Below are 14,667 nucleotides of genomic sequence, written 5' to 3' on the forward strand. Positions count from 1 at the left end.
GTCCCGTGCTGAGGTCCGGCCGGATGGGACTCGAGGGTCTACCTCCGGCGGGCTACCACTGGCCGAAGTCGGCGGCGAGGATGTTGTTGAGGTCGATGCCGATGCCGTCCAGTGAGCGCTTGTCGATCTCGAACTGGTGCAGGTGGGCGGCGGGGTGCACGACGCCCTTGGAGCCCCAATTGTGTTGCCAGTACCAGGAACCCAGGCCTGCGACGCGGGCCAGTTCGATGGTGGGCGCGTTGGCGTACATGCCGGTGTTCTCCTTGCCGAGCACCGACTCCCAGCCGAGCAGATAGGGCGCGATCATGGTTGCGAACTCGACCGCGGTCGGGTTGTCGTCGATGGAGGCGTAGATCGGCACGTTGTCGGGACCGCCTGCGGCACGGTGCAAGTCGAGCCCGCGCTGGGCGTGCTTCTTGCCTGCCTCCAGTCCGCCGCGCCAGTCGGCGGTGGGCCCCTTGCCGAATTGATAGCAGGACACGATGTGCAGGCCGGTCTCGTGCAGCTGGTCCACCTCGTCGGCGCGCAGCGGCTTGCCCGCCATCCATTCCGCGCCGGGACGCCGGTCGGAGACGTACCTGATCACGCCGAGATGCCCCGCGTCCCTGATCGACTCCGCCGACGGCACGCCGCCCGAGTAGTCGATGAGGGTGCCGTAGGCATCGGCGGCAGTGGCGGGCGTCGCCGCGGCGGTGATGCCGAGTGCGGCCGCAGCCGCGGCATACCCGAATAGCTCACGCCGGGACACCGAACTAGAACGCATCGCAGGACTCCTTCGCGCAACCCCGACTATGGCTGGCAGCGTGCCCGGCGCACCTTCCCCAAACATTGTGTGCGCGCCGGGAGCCTCGAACGTGTACTTATTTCACCATATTCACATGGGAACCGCCAGACCCACCGGATATACCCTTTCACATTGGTCACATGGATCGACCTGCTTAGGGCACGGGCTACCGGAATCCGGCGCGCTGGATTTCGCGAAGCCTCGGCTTCGCAGGAATCGGTTACTCCCGGGCATCGGCACGCGGCTGTCACCGGCGAGCGTTACCCGCGGCTAAGACCGGCTGGACGCCTCTGCCGAGTCGGCCGCTGCGGATGCGGAGGAGCCAGGAGCACTTCGGGGAGCCGACGACCCGATCCGAGCGGCGACGTCTATGGTCCGGCCCGAGCTGTCGGCGAGCTCTTTCCGCACCACCCCGGCGACCTGGGCGACCACCTGCTTCTTGATCCCCGCGAGCGCACCGAGCGTCGCGGCGCGAACACCGTGCGCCTTGAACTCCAGCCGGATATCGTCCGGGTCCGGCGGCGGCACGTCGATCACGATGAGCAGCGGGTCGGCGGCGCGCGCGGTCAACACCAGCGGCACCTCCACATCGGCGCGATAGCGATTGGCCTTCAGCACGTCCACGGTGATGTCGAGGCTGACCGGCAGCGTCAAGTCGAAAGCGCGTGGTGTATCTGCCTTGTCGGCCAGCTGCGGCACGCGAACATTGCCGCGCACGGTGACGGTCGCCGATTTTCCCGGCCCGGTCTTGAGCGGACCGACCTCGATCGGCCGGCCTGCCAGCCGCTCCACCACGTCGAACACCCGATCCCGGGTGACGATGTGGGAGAAGAATCGGTGCCCGAATTCGTCGTAGCCGATCCAGTCGAACTCGGCCTGCTCGCGGCGCGCCGAGGGGGTACCGCTCACGATGGCCTCGACATCGAAGACCCGGCTGCGCCGTGCCTGCGCGTCGGCGAGCATGCCGTTCACCCGGGCGGCGACCTCACGTTGCACCAGCCCCGCGATCGGGTCGAGCAGCACTTCTCCGGCCGCGTCCACCGCCTGGGCGCGCAGTACGAAGCTGACATCCGACGGGGTGACCGGCGGGATGTCGATGACGATCAGCAGCGGATCGGCGGTGCGCGCGTGCAGGGTCAGGTCGATCTCGACGCGTGCCTCCAGCCGCAACTTCTTGCCGCCGAGCATCACCTTGAGTGCCAACGACACCGGAACAGTGACCTCGAAGGTGACGTGAGGGCCGCTGTGCACCACCTCCGGCTTACCGACCTTGCCCTCGGCGACGAAGCCTGCGAGGCCGGCCGGACCCAGCGAGAACGGGCCGATCGTCATGCCGCGGCCGGTCATCCCGGCCACCGCGGCCTCGATCCGGTCCTTCGTCACCGCGGCGGTGACGAAGCGCTCGCCGAAGTCGGCATAGTCGATCCAGGCGGGATCGCTGCTCGTTTCGTCGGTCGGCTGCATCAGATGTTCCGGAACCCTCACCTCTCGATGGACACTCGACACGCTACGCGACCGACATTGCCCGGAACTTGCACGAGTCTGAACCCGAGATCCCCGTCCTGCCGATGAGGGGGAGGCAGGGCGGGGATCGGCGACGGCGCTGCCGGGCGCCGCCACTTCTATCGTAGGGCTATCACCGCGGCTCGCCCGACTCGCGCACCCCGCACCGACCGTCGTTGGCCGACAACGGTTCTCACAATCGCCCGAATCCGACAATTCCCCCGGCCGCCGCCAACGGGAACGTGTGGATGCTGATCTCCCCGAACTCGTTTCCGCCGATGGTCGTCACGGTGCCTGCGTCGGACTTCAGCACGATATTGGTGTGCTGACCGAACGGGCTGGTGCCGTCGTATAGCAGGACGTCGCCGGTGCGTGGCTGGTAGCCGATGGGCGCGAACCTTCCGGCGCTCGCGTAGTACTCCCGCAGGGTGTAGACCCCAGGTATTCGCCACGAGCCCGAATTCGGGTTCGCCAGCGGTGCGCCTGCTTCGCGCATCACCCAGCTCACGAAGTCCGCGCACCACGGTTCGGTCACCCCTTCGGCGTACTTGGTGCCTGCGCCCGGGCTACGGAACTCCCGCTCTGCCACCGCGACGATTCGAGCCTGCGTCTGGTCCAGCGTCGACCGGTCGATCACCGGGAACTCGGTGCCGCGCTGCCCGACGATCGCGGCCGGGTTCGAATGGTCTTGCCACCAGCGCACTCCCAACGCACCCGCCACCACGAGCGCGATGACTACCAGCGCCACCGCGAGCCACGGGCCGGTGCGCCGGTCCGGGCGGCCGTGCCTGGCGCCTGCGCTGTAGGAACGCACCCGATGCGAGGCGCTGACCTGTCGCTCCACCATCTCTCCCCCGGTTCATCGTGCTCGCGACCGTCGTTGGTCCTTGCTGAGTTGGACGAACGAGGCGGCCGTCGGGTTCCCGCTCGAATAATTATTTCCCTGAATAGGGGTACCAGGGTAGAGTGTCTACCATCCCGGTCCACGGAAGGTAGAATCCAATGGGCTTGAACATAAAAAATGAGAAGGTGCACGCCTTGGTGCGTGAGGCAGCGGAGCGGACGGGGATGTCCCAAACCAGCGTTGTCGAGGAGGCACTGAAACGCATGTTGAAGGAACTGGATGCCGAGCGCGAAGCGGCACGACAGACCCGAAAGGCTCGGCTCTGGGAGATCGTGGCGGATATCGACGCCAGGATGACACCGGAGACCCGCACCTTGCTGACCACCGATGATCTCTACGACGATCAGGGGCTGCCCGCATGATCGTCGACGCATCGGCTCTGCTCGCCATCATCAACCAGGAACCCGAACGAGGCAGCTTCATCGATGCACTCGATTCGGCGGAGAGCCGGTCGATGTCGGTGGTCAACCACTTCGAAGTGGCGATCAAAGTAGATCGCAGTCCGGACCCGATCATCGCGCGCCGGTTCGCGGAGTTGATCAACGACGGCGACATCGAGCTCGCTCCCGTCTCGCTGGAGCAGGCCGCTATCGCACGTGCTGCGTATCGCGATTTCGGCAAGGGCAGCGGACACAAGGCACAACTCAACCTCGGCGACTGCTTCGCCTACGCACTCGCCACCGTCACCAAGAAGCCGCTGCTGTACAAGGGCAACGACTTCGGCCACACCGATATCCGATCCGCGGTCTGACCTCGGAGCTCGATTCCGGGCGGCGCGCCGCCGCCCGGAATACCGTCCGGGCGAACCGAATCCGCGCTACCCTCCCAGGACACCGGGCGACGGGGAGGTACGACCCTGGACACGCTGTGGACCTTCGTAGTACACCGGCGACATCAGCTGCTCATCGACTCCTACCTGCATGTGTCGGCGGTGGTGCAGTCGGTGCTGCTCGCGACGATCGTCGCGGTGCTGATCGGCATCCTGGTGCACCGCAGCCCGCTCGGCTCCTCGATCGCGACGGCCGTGGCAAGCGCCATCCTCACCGTCCCGTCGTTCGCACTGCTCGGCCTGCTGATCCCGATACTCGGCCTCGGTGTCGCCCCGACGATCACCGCGCTGGTGCTCTATGCCCTGCTGCCGATCCTGCGCAACACCATCATCGGCCTGTCCTCGGTGGATCCCACGGTCACGGACGCGGCCCGCGGCGTCGGCATGAACCGGCTGCGGATACTCACCGCCATCGAACTCCCCCTCGCCTGGCCCGCCGTCTTGGCGGGCATGCGGGTCAGCACGCAGCTGATCATGGGCATTCTCGCCATCGCCGCCTACGCCAAGGGACCGGGGCTCGGCAACCTGATCTTCTCCGGACTGGCCCGTCTCGGTAGCCCGAACGCGGTGCCACAGGCCCTGGTCGGCACGGTGCTGATCGTTGTCCTCGCGCTCGTACTGGACGGGATCTACGTCCTGATCGGCCGTCTCACCACCTCGAGGGGAATTCGTGACTGACACCGAAACCCGTTCCGGCGCCACCGAATCGGCGGTGTCCGGCGAGGAGATCGTGCTCGACGGCGTCACCAAACACTATCCCGGCCAGCGCGATCCGGCCGTCGACCAGGTGTCGATGACCATCCCGGCGGGCGAAATCGTCGTGCTCGTCGGGCCTTCCGGCTGCGGCAAGACCACCACCATGCGGATGATCAACCGGCTGATCGAGCCAACGTCCGGCACCATCACCATCGGCGGACGCGACGCCGCGTCGATAGATCCCGACCAGCTGCGCCGCGGTATCGGCTACTCGATCCAGCAGGCCGGCTTGTTCCCGCACATGACGGTCGCCAAGAATGTCGCGACGGTGCCCGGCCTGATCGGCTGGGACCGCAAGAAGATCGCCGCCCGCACCGACGAGATGCTGGACCTGGTAGGCCTGGATCCCGATACCTATCGCGATCGCTACCCCCGACAGCTGTCGGGCGGCCAGCAGCAACGCGTCGGCGTCGCCCGCGCGCTCGCCGCCGACCCGCCGGTGCTGCTGATGGACGAGCCGTTCGGCGCGGTCGATCCGATCACCCGCGGCCTGCTGCAAGACGAATTGCTGCGGCTGCAAGGCGAATTGGGCAAGACCATCGTCTTCGTCACCCACGATTTCACCGAGGCGGTCAAGCTCGGCGACCGAATCGCGGTGCTGGGCAACCAGTCCCGCATCCTGCAGTACGACACTCCGGCGGCGATTCTCGCCGACCCCGCGGACGAGACGGTCGCCGGCTTCGTCGGCGCGGACGCGTCGCTCAAACAGCTCACCCTCACCCGGGTGAGCGATGTCGAACTGGGGCAATGCCCGACCGCCACGGAAGACGAGCCGGTCGAGGTGTTGCGAGCCGCGCTGGCCGGACAGGACTGGCCGTGGGCACTGGTGCTCGACAAGCAACGACGACCGTTGCGCTGGGTATCTTCCGAGCACCTGGCGCACGCGAACTCGTTGCGCGGCACCGGATCACCGATCGGCGAGCCGCTGTCGCTGCGGTCGACCCTGCAGGACGCGCTGGAGGCCTTGCTCGCCGATCAGACGGCGAACGCGGTGGTCACCGGCAAGCGCGGCGAGTACGCCGGGCTGATCACCATCGACACGCTGGTCGCGCACCTGTCGGCGATGCGCGCCGAGCACGGCTCCGGCCGGCCCGCACCGGGGGCCGCGCCGTGACGGCGGCCACGGGAACACCACCCGCGACGTCCGCGCCCGCCGCCCAGCGCCGGGCCGAACGCATCCGGCTGCTCATCCAACCGGTGGTCGTGCTGCTGCTCACCGCGGGCGTGCTGGTATGGGCCTTCGCCCGGGACCTGACCACCACCCAGCAGGCCAGCCTCAATGCCCGCAACATCATGACCGTCACCTGGCAGCACGTGGTGATCACGGCGACCGTTGTCTTGATCGTCGTTGTGGTCGCCGTACCGCTCGGCACCCTGCTCACCCGGCCCGGATACCGCCGTCTGGCACCGGTTTTCGTCGGCATCGCCAATATCGGCGCGGCCGCACCGGCCGTCGGGCTCATCGTGCTGTGCTATCTGGCCACCCGCACCACCGGCTTCTGGATCGGTGTCGCGCCGATCGCGTTCTATTCCTTGCTTCCGGTGCTGCGCAACACCATCCTCGGCTACCAGCAGGTCGATCAGACCCTCACCGACGCCGGGCGCGGCCAGGGCATGTCGGCGGTAACGGTGTTGCGCCGCATCGAGTTCCCGCTCGCCGTGCCCTACATCTTGGCAGGCCTGCGCACCTCGCTGGTGCTGGCGGTCGGCACCGCGACGCTGTCCTTCCTGGTGAGCGCCGGCGGTCTCGGCATCCTCATCGACACCGGCTACAAGCTGCGCGACAACGTCACGCTGGTGGTCGGCGCTGTCCTCGCGGTCGCGCTCGCCCTGCTGGTCGATTGGCTCGGCGCGCTCGCCGAGCAGTTCCTCGGACCGAGGGGGCTCAAGTGAACCGGTGGTGGCGTGGCCTGGCGGTGGCGGCCGGGCTGCTGCTGGTCGCCGGCTGCGGACTGGAATCCGGTGGCGCGGTGCCCCTTCGGGTGGGTCCGGGCAGCATCGGTCCGGTTCCCGAACTCGAAGGCGCCCGAGTCATCGTGGGCTCCAAGGACTTCACCGAGCAGAACATCCTCGGCTACCTCATCGAATTCGCCATGTCGGCGGCGGGTGCCGAGGTGCGTGACCTGACGAACATCCAGGGCTCCAACAGTCTGCGCGACGCCCAGCTGCACGGCCAGATCGATGTCGCCTACGACTACACCGGCACCGGCTGGATCAATTACCTCGGCAAGGAGACCCCGATCCCGGACGAGGTCGGCCAGTTCGAGGCAGTCCGCGAGGCCGACCTCGCCGCGCACGGCATGGTGTGGACCGCGATGGCGCCGATGAACAACACCTATGCGCTGGTGACCAGCTCGCGTACCGCCGAGGAGACCGGCGTCCGGACGCTGTCGGACTACGCCGCGTTGATCGCGAAAGACCCTGCGGCCGCGGCCACCTGCGTCGGCACCGAATTCAACGTGCGCCAGGATGGATTCCCCGGTCTGGCCCGCAAGTACAACATCGACGCGGGCAAGGTTCGTAAGCAGATCGTGCAGGATGCCGTGGTCTATCAGGCCACCGCCGACGCCAAACAGTGCCGGTTCGGCTCGGTCGCCGCGACCGACGGACGCATTCCCGCCCTGAATCTCGTGCTGCTGCAAGATGATCAGGGCTTCTTCCCGAAATATAATGCGGCGCTGGTGATGCGGAAGTCCTTCGCCGACGCCCACCCCCAGGTCGCCGCCGTCCTGGCGCCGATCTCCCAGCGCCTCACCAATGCGGAGATCACCGAGCTGAATCGTCAGGTCGACGTGGCGGGCCGGGAGCCGGCCGAGGTGGCCCGCGACTGGATGGTCGCGCAGGGGTTCGTCACCGCTCGGTGATCGGCACACGCCTAACGGCCGCACCCCCTTTGATCCCCCACACATCGAATCATTTGCGATTTCGGGTGCGGGAAGTCAAAGGGGGTGCGTTTCTCGGGTCGGCGACGAACCGGAGCGGCGCCGCGCTCGCTGCCTCAGGCCTGCGGGTCACGACCGAGGTAGCGCAGCAGTTGGTCGACCGCGGTGTCCTCGGACTTACCGTCGACGATCGCAGCGTAAGCGCCCCACTGACGGAGCGGCTCAACGATTTCCGTCTCCTCGCCACTGCCGGGTGCGGGGTGGCCGGAGCGCGCGGCGGTGAGCAGATAGCCGGCCAATTCCTCGGTCAGCGGCGACGGCTGGCCGGTGGCGATCGCGATGTCCCAGGCGTGCACCGCGGCGTCCAGCGCGCCCATCACGGCGGCGACCGGCGTGGCGAGGACGCCGTGCGGCAGCGGCGTCGGCACGGATTCGGTGCCGTCGGCGACGGTCGCCCAGGCAGCGGCGGTCTGCTCGATCGCGTCGCCGACCAGCGCGGCCGGTGCGCCGTCGATGTGTCCGGACGGCTCGAAGGGGTTCTCGGACGGCCCGCCGCCGATGCCGAGGGTCGCGGCGTAGGCGAGCTGATCGCCCGCGGCGTGCTGCACCACCTGCGTCACATTCCACGCCGAGCACGGGGTCGGCAGCTGCCACTGGTCGTCGCGGACGCCGGCGACCACGGTTGCCAGGGCGCGGTAGGACTCGGCGAGCACGTCGCGCCAGACGGGGTTCAGGGTGGCGATGGCGGTGCTGGTGGCGTTCATGTCAGGGCCTTTCGAGTGGGTGTTCCTTGCTTCTGACATGAGCTTATGAGTCCATTAGGCTGATATCGTTCCTAATTTTCCGGAGGCTTGATGTGACGCCGACCACAGTGCGCGTGCTGCGTTTGCTGGCGCTTTTACAAGACCGCGCCCACACCGGCCGGGAACTGGCCGAGCGGCTGGACATCACCGATCGCACCCTGCGCAACGACATCCAGCGCCTGCGCGATCTTGGCTATCCCGTGCAGGCGCAACGTGGCGCGATCGGTGGTTACCGGCTCGGTCGCGGCTCCACCATGCCGCCGCTGCTGCTGGACGACGACGAAGCGGTGGCCGTCGCGGTCGCCGTCGGACTGGCCGAGGACGGTGCCACCGGGATCGCGGATATCAGCGACAACGTCACCCGCGCCCTGGCCAAACTGGACCAGATCCTGCCGAAACGCTTGCAGCGCAAGGTGACCGCGTTACGCGAGGCCACCGCCATCGGCCCGGCCACCACCGGCTCCAGGGAACCGGATGCCCCGGTCCCGGCCGCGGTCCTGACCACGCTGGCCGGTGCTATCCGGGACGGGGCAACGGTTTCCATCGAGCAGATCGACCCCGTGCACCACGAGGAAGTCGAGCCATATCGACTCATCAATTGGCAGCGCCGCTGGTACCTGGTCGCCTACCATCTCGAAACCCATTCCTGGAGTGCGATTCCCGTCGCCAGAATCCAGCAGGCGAGGCCGGGCAGCCGCCGCTTCGCCGCCCGCGCCCTCCCCGACGACGACCTGGTTGCCTTCGTCATGCGGCACATCGCCAGCACCGGCTGGAAGGTGCACGCGCGGGTCACCGTGCTGGCCCCCGCCGAAACCGTCATCGCCCGAATCAATCCCGCGGTCGGTGTCGTGGAAGCCGTCGACGCCGACACCTGTGTACTGCTGACCGGTGCCGACGCCCTGGAAACCATCGCCATCTACCTCAGCATGCTGATGATGGACTTCCGTGTCGAAGGCCCACCCGAGCTGGTCGCGCACATCCGCACCCTGGCCCGCCGCTACACCGAGGCCACCGCGCCCTAGCCGTGTCGGTGGCGGGCCGGTCGAAGTTCCCAGCACGTGCTGTATCACTTCTCACGCCCCCGCTGGTCGCCGCCTCTCCTATGCTTGCAGGCATTTCACTGTCCAGTTGCCTGTATCGGCGCTCCTTCCAGGTCGATGTGAGAGGGGTCGCGGATGACCAGCCAGACAACGACGGCACTGGCGCTGCCACAGACGGCGCTTGCCCAGCACGTGCTGGCGCTGGTGCTGCGGGTGGAGACACCGGAGGTCGCCCATCACAGCATCCGCAGCTTCCTGTTCGCGAGACTCTTCGCCGAGCACGCCGGGGCAAAGCCGGCGGCAGACTACGACACCGAGCTACTGTTCGCCGCTTGCCTGCTACACGACATCGGCCTCAGCGATGCGGCCAACGGCGACCTGCGCTTCGAGGTCGACGGGGCGAACAAAGCCGCGGAGTTCCTGACCGAGCACGGCCTCGAGGCCGCGGCCGTCGACGCGGTCTGGGATGCGATAGCGCTGCACACGTCCTCGCAGATCGCCGAAAATCGCAACGCCCTGTGCAAATTCACCCGCATGGGGATCGTGCTGGATTTCGGCGCCGAGAGCGCGTTCATCAGCGATGAGGTCGGCGCGGCGATCCACGACCGGTATCCGCGGCACTCGATGGCTACCGCACTGGTGGACATCATTGTCGAGCAGGCGACGGCACGACCGACCAAGGCGCCACCGTTCTCCCCGGCCGCCGAATTCCTGCGGGTACGGGCTCAGCCGGGCGAGACAACCCTGATCGAGAAAGCTGCCCAAGTGAGCCGCTGGGGTAACTGACCCGGAAACAGCCGAGGCCGACCCGAGCGAACTCGGGTCGGCCTCGATTCGGTTCAGGTCAGGCGTGTCCCACCGTCGCCGCCGCATCCGGCGCCTTGCGCATCGGGATCAGCGTGGTCAGCACGATCGCGACCACGGCAGCCGCGGTGGCGATGAGGAAGGTGGTGTGGAATCCGTCGCGGGACGGGAACACGTGCACGCCGAGCTGCATGGTCATGTGCGCGAGCACGACGCTCATCACCGCCGACGAGGTGGACGTACCGACGGAGCGCATAAGCGAGTTGAGTCCGTTGGCCGCCGCGGTCTCGGTGATCGGCACCGCACCCATGATCAGCGCGGGCATCGCGGCGTAGGCGAGGCCGACGCCGCCCGCGACGATCATCGACGCCAGCATGATCTCCCAGACGCTGTTCATCAGCACCACGGCGCACAGGTAGCCCGCCGCGATCACCGCGGAGCCGAGCGCCAGCGTGATCTTCGGACCGCGCGCGGCGGACAGCTTCGCCGACACCGGCGAGAGCAGGATCATCACGAAACCGGTTGGCGCCAGCGCCAATCCGGCGTTGACCATGCTCAGGCCAAAGCCGTAACCGGTCTGTTCGGGCGCCATCAGCAGCTGCGGGAAGGTCAGCGACATGCCGTAGAGCGCGAAGCCGACCGCGATCGAGGCCACGTTGGTGAACAGCACCCGCGGCCGCGCCGAGACCCGCAGGTCGACCAGCGGCGCACCCTGACGCAGCTCGTACCAGCCCCAGCCGAGGAACACCACCAGCGACACCGCGAACAGGATCAGGGTCGTCGGGCTGCCCCAGCCCCAGTCCGCACCCTTGGTGATCGGAATCAGCAACGCCAGCAGTGCAATCGAAAGACCCAGCGCGCCACCGAAATCGAACCGGGACGGGGTGCGCACCGGCGACTCCGGCACGAAGACGAAAACCAGGACGGCACAGACCAGGCCGAGGCCGGCCGCGGTCCAGAAGAGCATGTGCCAGTCCGCGTTCTGCGCGATCACCGCGGCCAGCGGCAGGCCGAGGGCGCCGCCGACGCCCAGCGTCGCGCTCATGATCGCCATCGCCGAACCCACCTTCTCGGCGGGCAGTTCGTCGCGCATGATGCTGATGCCCAGCGGGATCGCGCCGACCGCCGCACCCTGCAGCGAGCGCCCGATGATCTCGGGGACCAGCGCGGAGAAGGTCGCGCAGACCACCGAGCCGGCGACCAGCGAGAGCAGGTTGGCGAACAGCACCCGTCGCTTACCGAACATGTCGCCGAGGCGACCGCTGATCGGCGTCGCCACCGCACCGGCGAGCAGGGTCGCGGTGACCACCCAGGAGGCGTTGGACGCCGAGGTGTTCAGCAGGTCGGGCAACGTCGGAATGATCGGGATGACCAGCGTCTGCATCAGCGAGACGACGACACCGACCATACCGAGGGTCGCGATGAGCACGGCAGGCGCCGGGCGCCGTCCGTCATCGGTATCGGAGGCGGTCGAAGACGCGTCGGCAGCAACAGTCACGAATGTGCACGCTACACACGATGTGTATCGTGCACAATTTGATATCGTCGTGACGAACACGACATAGTGAGCGCCATGTCCGAATCCGGTCCCGCCGACAACGCGGCCCTCACCCGCCTGGTCTTCGAGCTGACCCTGCTCGCCCGGCACTTCCCCGCGTCGCTACTCCGGCGCCCCGGCTTCCAGCTCGACCGCTCGGCCTTTCTCATCCTCACCAGGCTGGAATTCGATACCGCCCTGAGCCTGCGCGAGCTGTCCGAAGCCTTCCAACTCGACATCTCCACCATCAACCGCCAGGTCGCCGCGATGCTCAAGCAGGGTTTGGTCGACCGCGTCCCCGACCCCGACGGCGGCATCGCCCGCAAGATCCAAGCCAGCAGCAAAGGTCTCGAAGTACTGGCCGCCGACCGCCGACAGAGCCGCGAAGGGATCGGCACGGTCGTCGCCGACTGGGACGACACCGACGTCGACCAGTTGAGCAGGCTGATCGCCCGCTTCAACCAGTCCGTCGAACACATCGAAGACAACCCGTGGCCGCGGCCGCCCGAGGTGCGGTAGCCGATCCGGTTACCTGGTACCGCCCCGGTTTTCGCGATTCAGGCTGCGGTGGCGTAGATGCCGGGGGTGATGCCGTAGCAGCGGCGGAACCAGCGGGTGAGGTGAGCTTGGTCGGCGAAGCCGGATTCGGTGGCGGCTCGCGCGACGGGATGGCCTGCGGCGATGAGACGGCGGGCGGCACGGAGGCGGAGCAGGCGTTGGTAATCGCTCGGGGAGAGACCGTAATTGGTGCGGAAGGCGCGGTAGAGGGCGAAACGGCTGCAGCCGCTGGCTTCGGCGAGGTCGTCCATGGAGAGAGGGTCGAGGTAGCGGTCGTCGAGAACGGTGCGGACGCGGCGGGCGATATCGGCGCTCGCGCCGCCGTGCAGGGTGGCCGACGAGTTCACCAGCGGACGGCGGGCACCGCGGCGCACCATGGCGGCGACCGAAGCGGCCAGCGCCTCGTCCGCGGCCAGCTCGGTGGCGGGCTGAATCAGGCTGGCGCACAGTCGATGTAGCGCGGACGACAACAGTGGGTCCGGCAAGACGGGGTCGGCGAAAAGCGGCAGACCGGTGGGGCGCCCGGTCTGGTCGGACAGCAGATCGGTGATCAGCTCGGTGCCGATGTGCACGATCGAGTAGGTGAAACCGAGCTCGGTGGTGCTGTGACCGTCGTGCGGCTCGTCCGGGTTGAACGCCATCACCATGCCCGCCGCGCTCACCCGTGACGCACCGCGGCAATCGAAACTCTGCGCGCCGAACTCGGTGAGCCCGAACGAGTACGTCTCATGGCTGTGCAGGTGGTAGACGTGCCGCTCGAAGTGCGCGTGCATCACCTCGACCGGGCGGTGCGCCATCCGCCGGTACGTCACCCATTCCTGCTCGGCCACCGAACCATTGTCACCGCACCAGCGTTCAATACCGCGCACCGGTCTCGGAACCAGGATCGCAAGCGTGCGTATTCGACTCTTGCTTGTGCTGGTCATGGCGTTGTGGGGCAGCGCGTTCGCCTCCTCGAAGCTGGCGGTGCACGATGTGCCGCACGAGGTCGCCGGGTTCCTGCGGTTCTTGCTGGGCACCGTGGTGCTGGTGATCGTGCTGCGGCTGCCCCGACTGCCGACGACGGAGGCGGCCCGCGTCGCCGGGCTCGGCCTGATCGGCGTCTTCGGCTACAACGTGCTGTTCTTCCTCGGTCTGTCCCTCGCGCCCGCGGCCGACGGCAGCGTGATCGTGCCGATGACCGCGCCGGTCATCACCGTCGTCGTCTTGGCCGTGCGCTCGCGTACGCGCCCGTCCGGTGCGCGAGCGCTCGGCCTTGCCGCCGCGGTGATCGGCGGTGTCGTCTTCTTCGTCGGCATCCCGTCGTCCGGCGGGCAACGCCTGCTCGGCGATCTCGTCTTCTTGGGCGCTGCGGCCTGTTGGGCCTGCTACACCATGCTCGGCGCGCCGATCCTGGCTCGGCTCGCCGCACCGACCGTCACTGTTTACGCGTCCGCGGCGGGCACGGCGGCGCTGGGCGTGTTCGCGGCACCGGCGCTGCCGGGCGTCGCGTGGTCCGAGCTCGGTCCCGAATTCTGGCTCAACCAGGCCTATCTCGGGGTGTTGCCGACCGCGCTGGCGTATGTCCTCTACTACCGCGCCGTCGGACAGGTCGGGCCGGCCACCGCCGCGACCGCCATGTTCCTGGTGCCCGCATTCGGATTGGCCGGCGCCTGGGTCGTTCTCGGTGAAACGATCGCGCCGGTACAGGGTGTCGGGGCGGCGCTGATGTTCGTGGGCGCTTGGCTGAACACACGCAAGGAAACGCCGCGCGAAGCGATACCACCGACCGTTCAGCCTGTCACGCTGAGTTCCTGACCAGCACAATGTGTTCCGTGCCTTCGCCGGTCATGGTGGTGACACCGCGCTAGGCTCTGCGGCTGGGTCGGACCCGACGTCTTGGGAGGCGCTTCGATTCACACGAAACAACACGCATGGTGGGACAACTATCTCGTCGCCCTGTTGGGGCTCGTCCTCGCGGCCGGATTCGCCATCGCGGCGATCGCCGCAGCCTCGGGTGGGGCCTACCCGGTGGCGATCACGCTCGCGGCGCTGGCGGTCCCGTTCGCGATTCCGACCATCGTTCAAATCCTCGGCGAACTACTCATCTACCTGCTGATTCCGGTCGCATTGGTCGGATTCGTTCTGTTGCTCCCAATTCTCGCCGTCAGCCCGGCGGCGCGAAAATGGGCGCGACGGCGGTGGCGGGACCGCTGAAGCCACAGGCCGACGAAGATCACATCGACCGTTCGTCAGCCGTCCGTAGAGTTGTCGGCATCCAGCTTTTT

At 67.6% G+C, this 14,667-nt stretch carries 17 protein-coding genes; 11 read left to right on the plus strand and 6 right to left on the minus strand.

What is annotated here, in order from left to right:
- Positions 1–52: 52 nt before the first annotated feature.
- The 3 genes from DMB37_RS14610 to DMB37_RS14620 form a co-directional block, all read right to left on the minus strand.
- Positions 53–763 (minus strand): DUF1906 domain-containing protein, encoded by a 711-nt coding sequence (locus tag DMB37_RS14610; protein ID WP_135233174.1) that lies wholly within the window; start codon positions 761–763, stop codon positions 53–55.
- A gap of 291 nt (positions 764–1,054) precedes the next feature.
- Positions 1,055–2,269 carry a hypothetical protein gene (locus DMB37_RS14615; protein WP_240772390.1) on the minus strand — a complete coding sequence of 405 codons (1,215 nt, stop codon included), beginning with the start codon at positions 2,267–2,269 and terminating at the stop codon, positions 1,055–1,057.
- A 211-nt stretch (positions 2,270–2,480) separates the two neighbouring features.
- Entirely contained in the window at positions 2,481–3,134 is a 654-nt protein-coding gene (locus DMB37_RS14620; RefSeq protein WP_135233175.1) for a CHAP domain-containing protein, read from the minus strand.
- 161 nt (positions 3,135–3,295) lie between these two features.
- On the opposite strand from DMB37_RS14620, the gene DMB37_RS14625 reads away from it, so the two are divergent.
- The 6 genes from DMB37_RS14625 (at position 3,296) to DMB37_RS14650 (ending at position 7,640) form a co-directional block, all read left to right on the plus strand.
- A complete protein-coding gene (locus tag DMB37_RS14625; RefSeq protein WP_167768843.1) occupies positions 3,296–3,553 on the plus strand; it encodes a type II toxin-antitoxin system VapB family antitoxin in 258 nt (85 codons plus the stop codon).
- The gene (locus tag DMB37_RS14630) at positions 3,550–3,942 is read left to right on the plus strand and encodes a type II toxin-antitoxin system VapC family toxin (protein WP_135233176.1); all 393 of its coding nucleotides are present in this window, start codon (positions 3,550–3,552) and stop codon (positions 3,940–3,942) included. Before DMB37_RS14625 ends, DMB37_RS14630 begins: the two co-directional genes overlap by 4 nt.
- 105 nt (positions 3,943–4,047) lie before the next feature.
- On the plus strand, positions 4,048–4,698 hold the full coding sequence (locus tag DMB37_RS14635) for an ABC transporter permease (protein ID WP_135233177.1): 651 nt from the start codon (positions 4,048–4,050) through the stop codon (positions 4,696–4,698).
- Positions 4,691–5,890 (plus strand): ABC transporter ATP-binding protein, encoded by a 1,200-nt coding sequence (locus DMB37_RS14640; RefSeq protein WP_135233178.1) that lies wholly within the window; start codon positions 4,691–4,693, stop codon positions 5,888–5,890. The genes DMB37_RS14635 and DMB37_RS14640 overlap by 8 nt, the downstream gene beginning before the upstream one ends.
- Positions 5,887–6,669 carry an ABC transporter permease gene (locus DMB37_RS14645; RefSeq protein ID WP_135233179.1) on the plus strand — a complete coding sequence of 261 codons (783 nt, stop codon included), beginning with the start codon at positions 5,887–5,889 and terminating at the stop codon, positions 6,667–6,669. The genes DMB37_RS14640 and DMB37_RS14645 overlap by 4 nt, the downstream gene beginning before the upstream one ends.
- The gene (locus DMB37_RS14650; RefSeq protein WP_135233180.1) at positions 6,666–7,640 is read left to right on the plus strand and encodes a glycine betaine ABC transporter substrate-binding protein; all 975 of its coding nucleotides are present in this window, start codon (positions 6,666–6,668) and stop codon (positions 7,638–7,640) included. The genes DMB37_RS14645 and DMB37_RS14650 overlap by 4 nt, the downstream gene beginning before the upstream one ends.
- 134 nt (positions 7,641–7,774) lie before the next feature.
- Here the strand turns inward: DMB37_RS14650 and DMB37_RS14655 are convergent, their stop codons facing one another.
- The gene (locus DMB37_RS14655) at positions 7,775–8,422 is read right to left on the minus strand and encodes a TIGR03086 family metal-binding protein (protein WP_135233181.1); all 648 of its coding nucleotides are present in this window, start codon (positions 8,420–8,422) and stop codon (positions 7,775–7,777) included.
- Between the two features lie 92 nt (positions 8,423–8,514).
- On the opposite strand from DMB37_RS14655, the gene DMB37_RS14660 reads away from it, so the two are divergent.
- Positions 8,515–9,483 (plus strand): YafY family protein, encoded by a 969-nt coding sequence (locus DMB37_RS14660; RefSeq protein WP_135233182.1) that lies wholly within the window; start codon positions 8,515–8,517, stop codon positions 9,481–9,483.
- A gap of 153 nt (positions 9,484–9,636) precedes the next feature.
- On the plus strand, positions 9,637–10,287 hold the full coding sequence (locus DMB37_RS14665) for an HD domain-containing protein (protein WP_135233183.1): 651 nt from the start codon (positions 9,637–9,639) through the stop codon (positions 10,285–10,287).
- A 58-nt stretch (positions 10,288–10,345) separates the two neighbouring features.
- Here the strand turns inward: DMB37_RS14665 and DMB37_RS14670 are convergent, their stop codons facing one another.
- Positions 10,346–11,803, minus strand: a complete 1,458-nt coding sequence (locus DMB37_RS14670) for an MFS transporter (RefSeq protein WP_135233184.1) — start codon at positions 11,801–11,803, stop codon at positions 10,346–10,348.
- A gap of 75 nt (positions 11,804–11,878) precedes the next feature.
- Between DMB37_RS14670 and DMB37_RS14675 the strand changes: the two genes are divergently transcribed.
- Complete coding sequence (locus DMB37_RS14675; protein ID WP_135233185.1) at positions 11,879–12,361, plus strand: MarR family winged helix-turn-helix transcriptional regulator; 483 nt, start codon at positions 11,879–11,881, stop codon at positions 12,359–12,361.
- A gap of 38 nt (positions 12,362–12,399) precedes the next feature.
- On the opposite strand, the gene DMB37_RS14680 is transcribed toward DMB37_RS14675, so the two are convergent.
- The gene (locus DMB37_RS14680; protein ID WP_206055252.1) at positions 12,400–13,230 is read right to left on the minus strand and encodes an AraC family transcriptional regulator; all 831 of its coding nucleotides are present in this window, start codon (positions 13,228–13,230) and stop codon (positions 12,400–12,402) included.
- Positions 13,231–13,294: 64 nt separating this feature from the next.
- Here DMB37_RS14680 and DMB37_RS14685 point away from each other — a divergent pair, with 64 nt between their 5' ends.
- The gene (locus DMB37_RS14685; RefSeq protein ID WP_135233186.1) at positions 13,295–14,197 is read left to right on the plus strand and encodes a DMT family transporter; all 903 of its coding nucleotides are present in this window, start codon (positions 13,295–13,297) and stop codon (positions 14,195–14,197) included.
- 81 nt (positions 14,198–14,278) lie between these two features.
- Positions 14,279–14,596, plus strand: coding sequence for a hypothetical protein (locus DMB37_RS14690; RefSeq protein WP_135233187.1), 318 nt, complete (start codon positions 14,279–14,281; stop codon positions 14,594–14,596).
- The last annotated feature ends 71 nt before the right edge of the window (positions 14,597–14,667 follow it).

This window comes from Nocardia sp. CS682 (assembly GCF_004634405.1).
GTDB lineage: Bacteria > Actinomycetota > Actinomycetes > Mycobacteriales > Mycobacteriaceae > Nocardia > Nocardia ninae.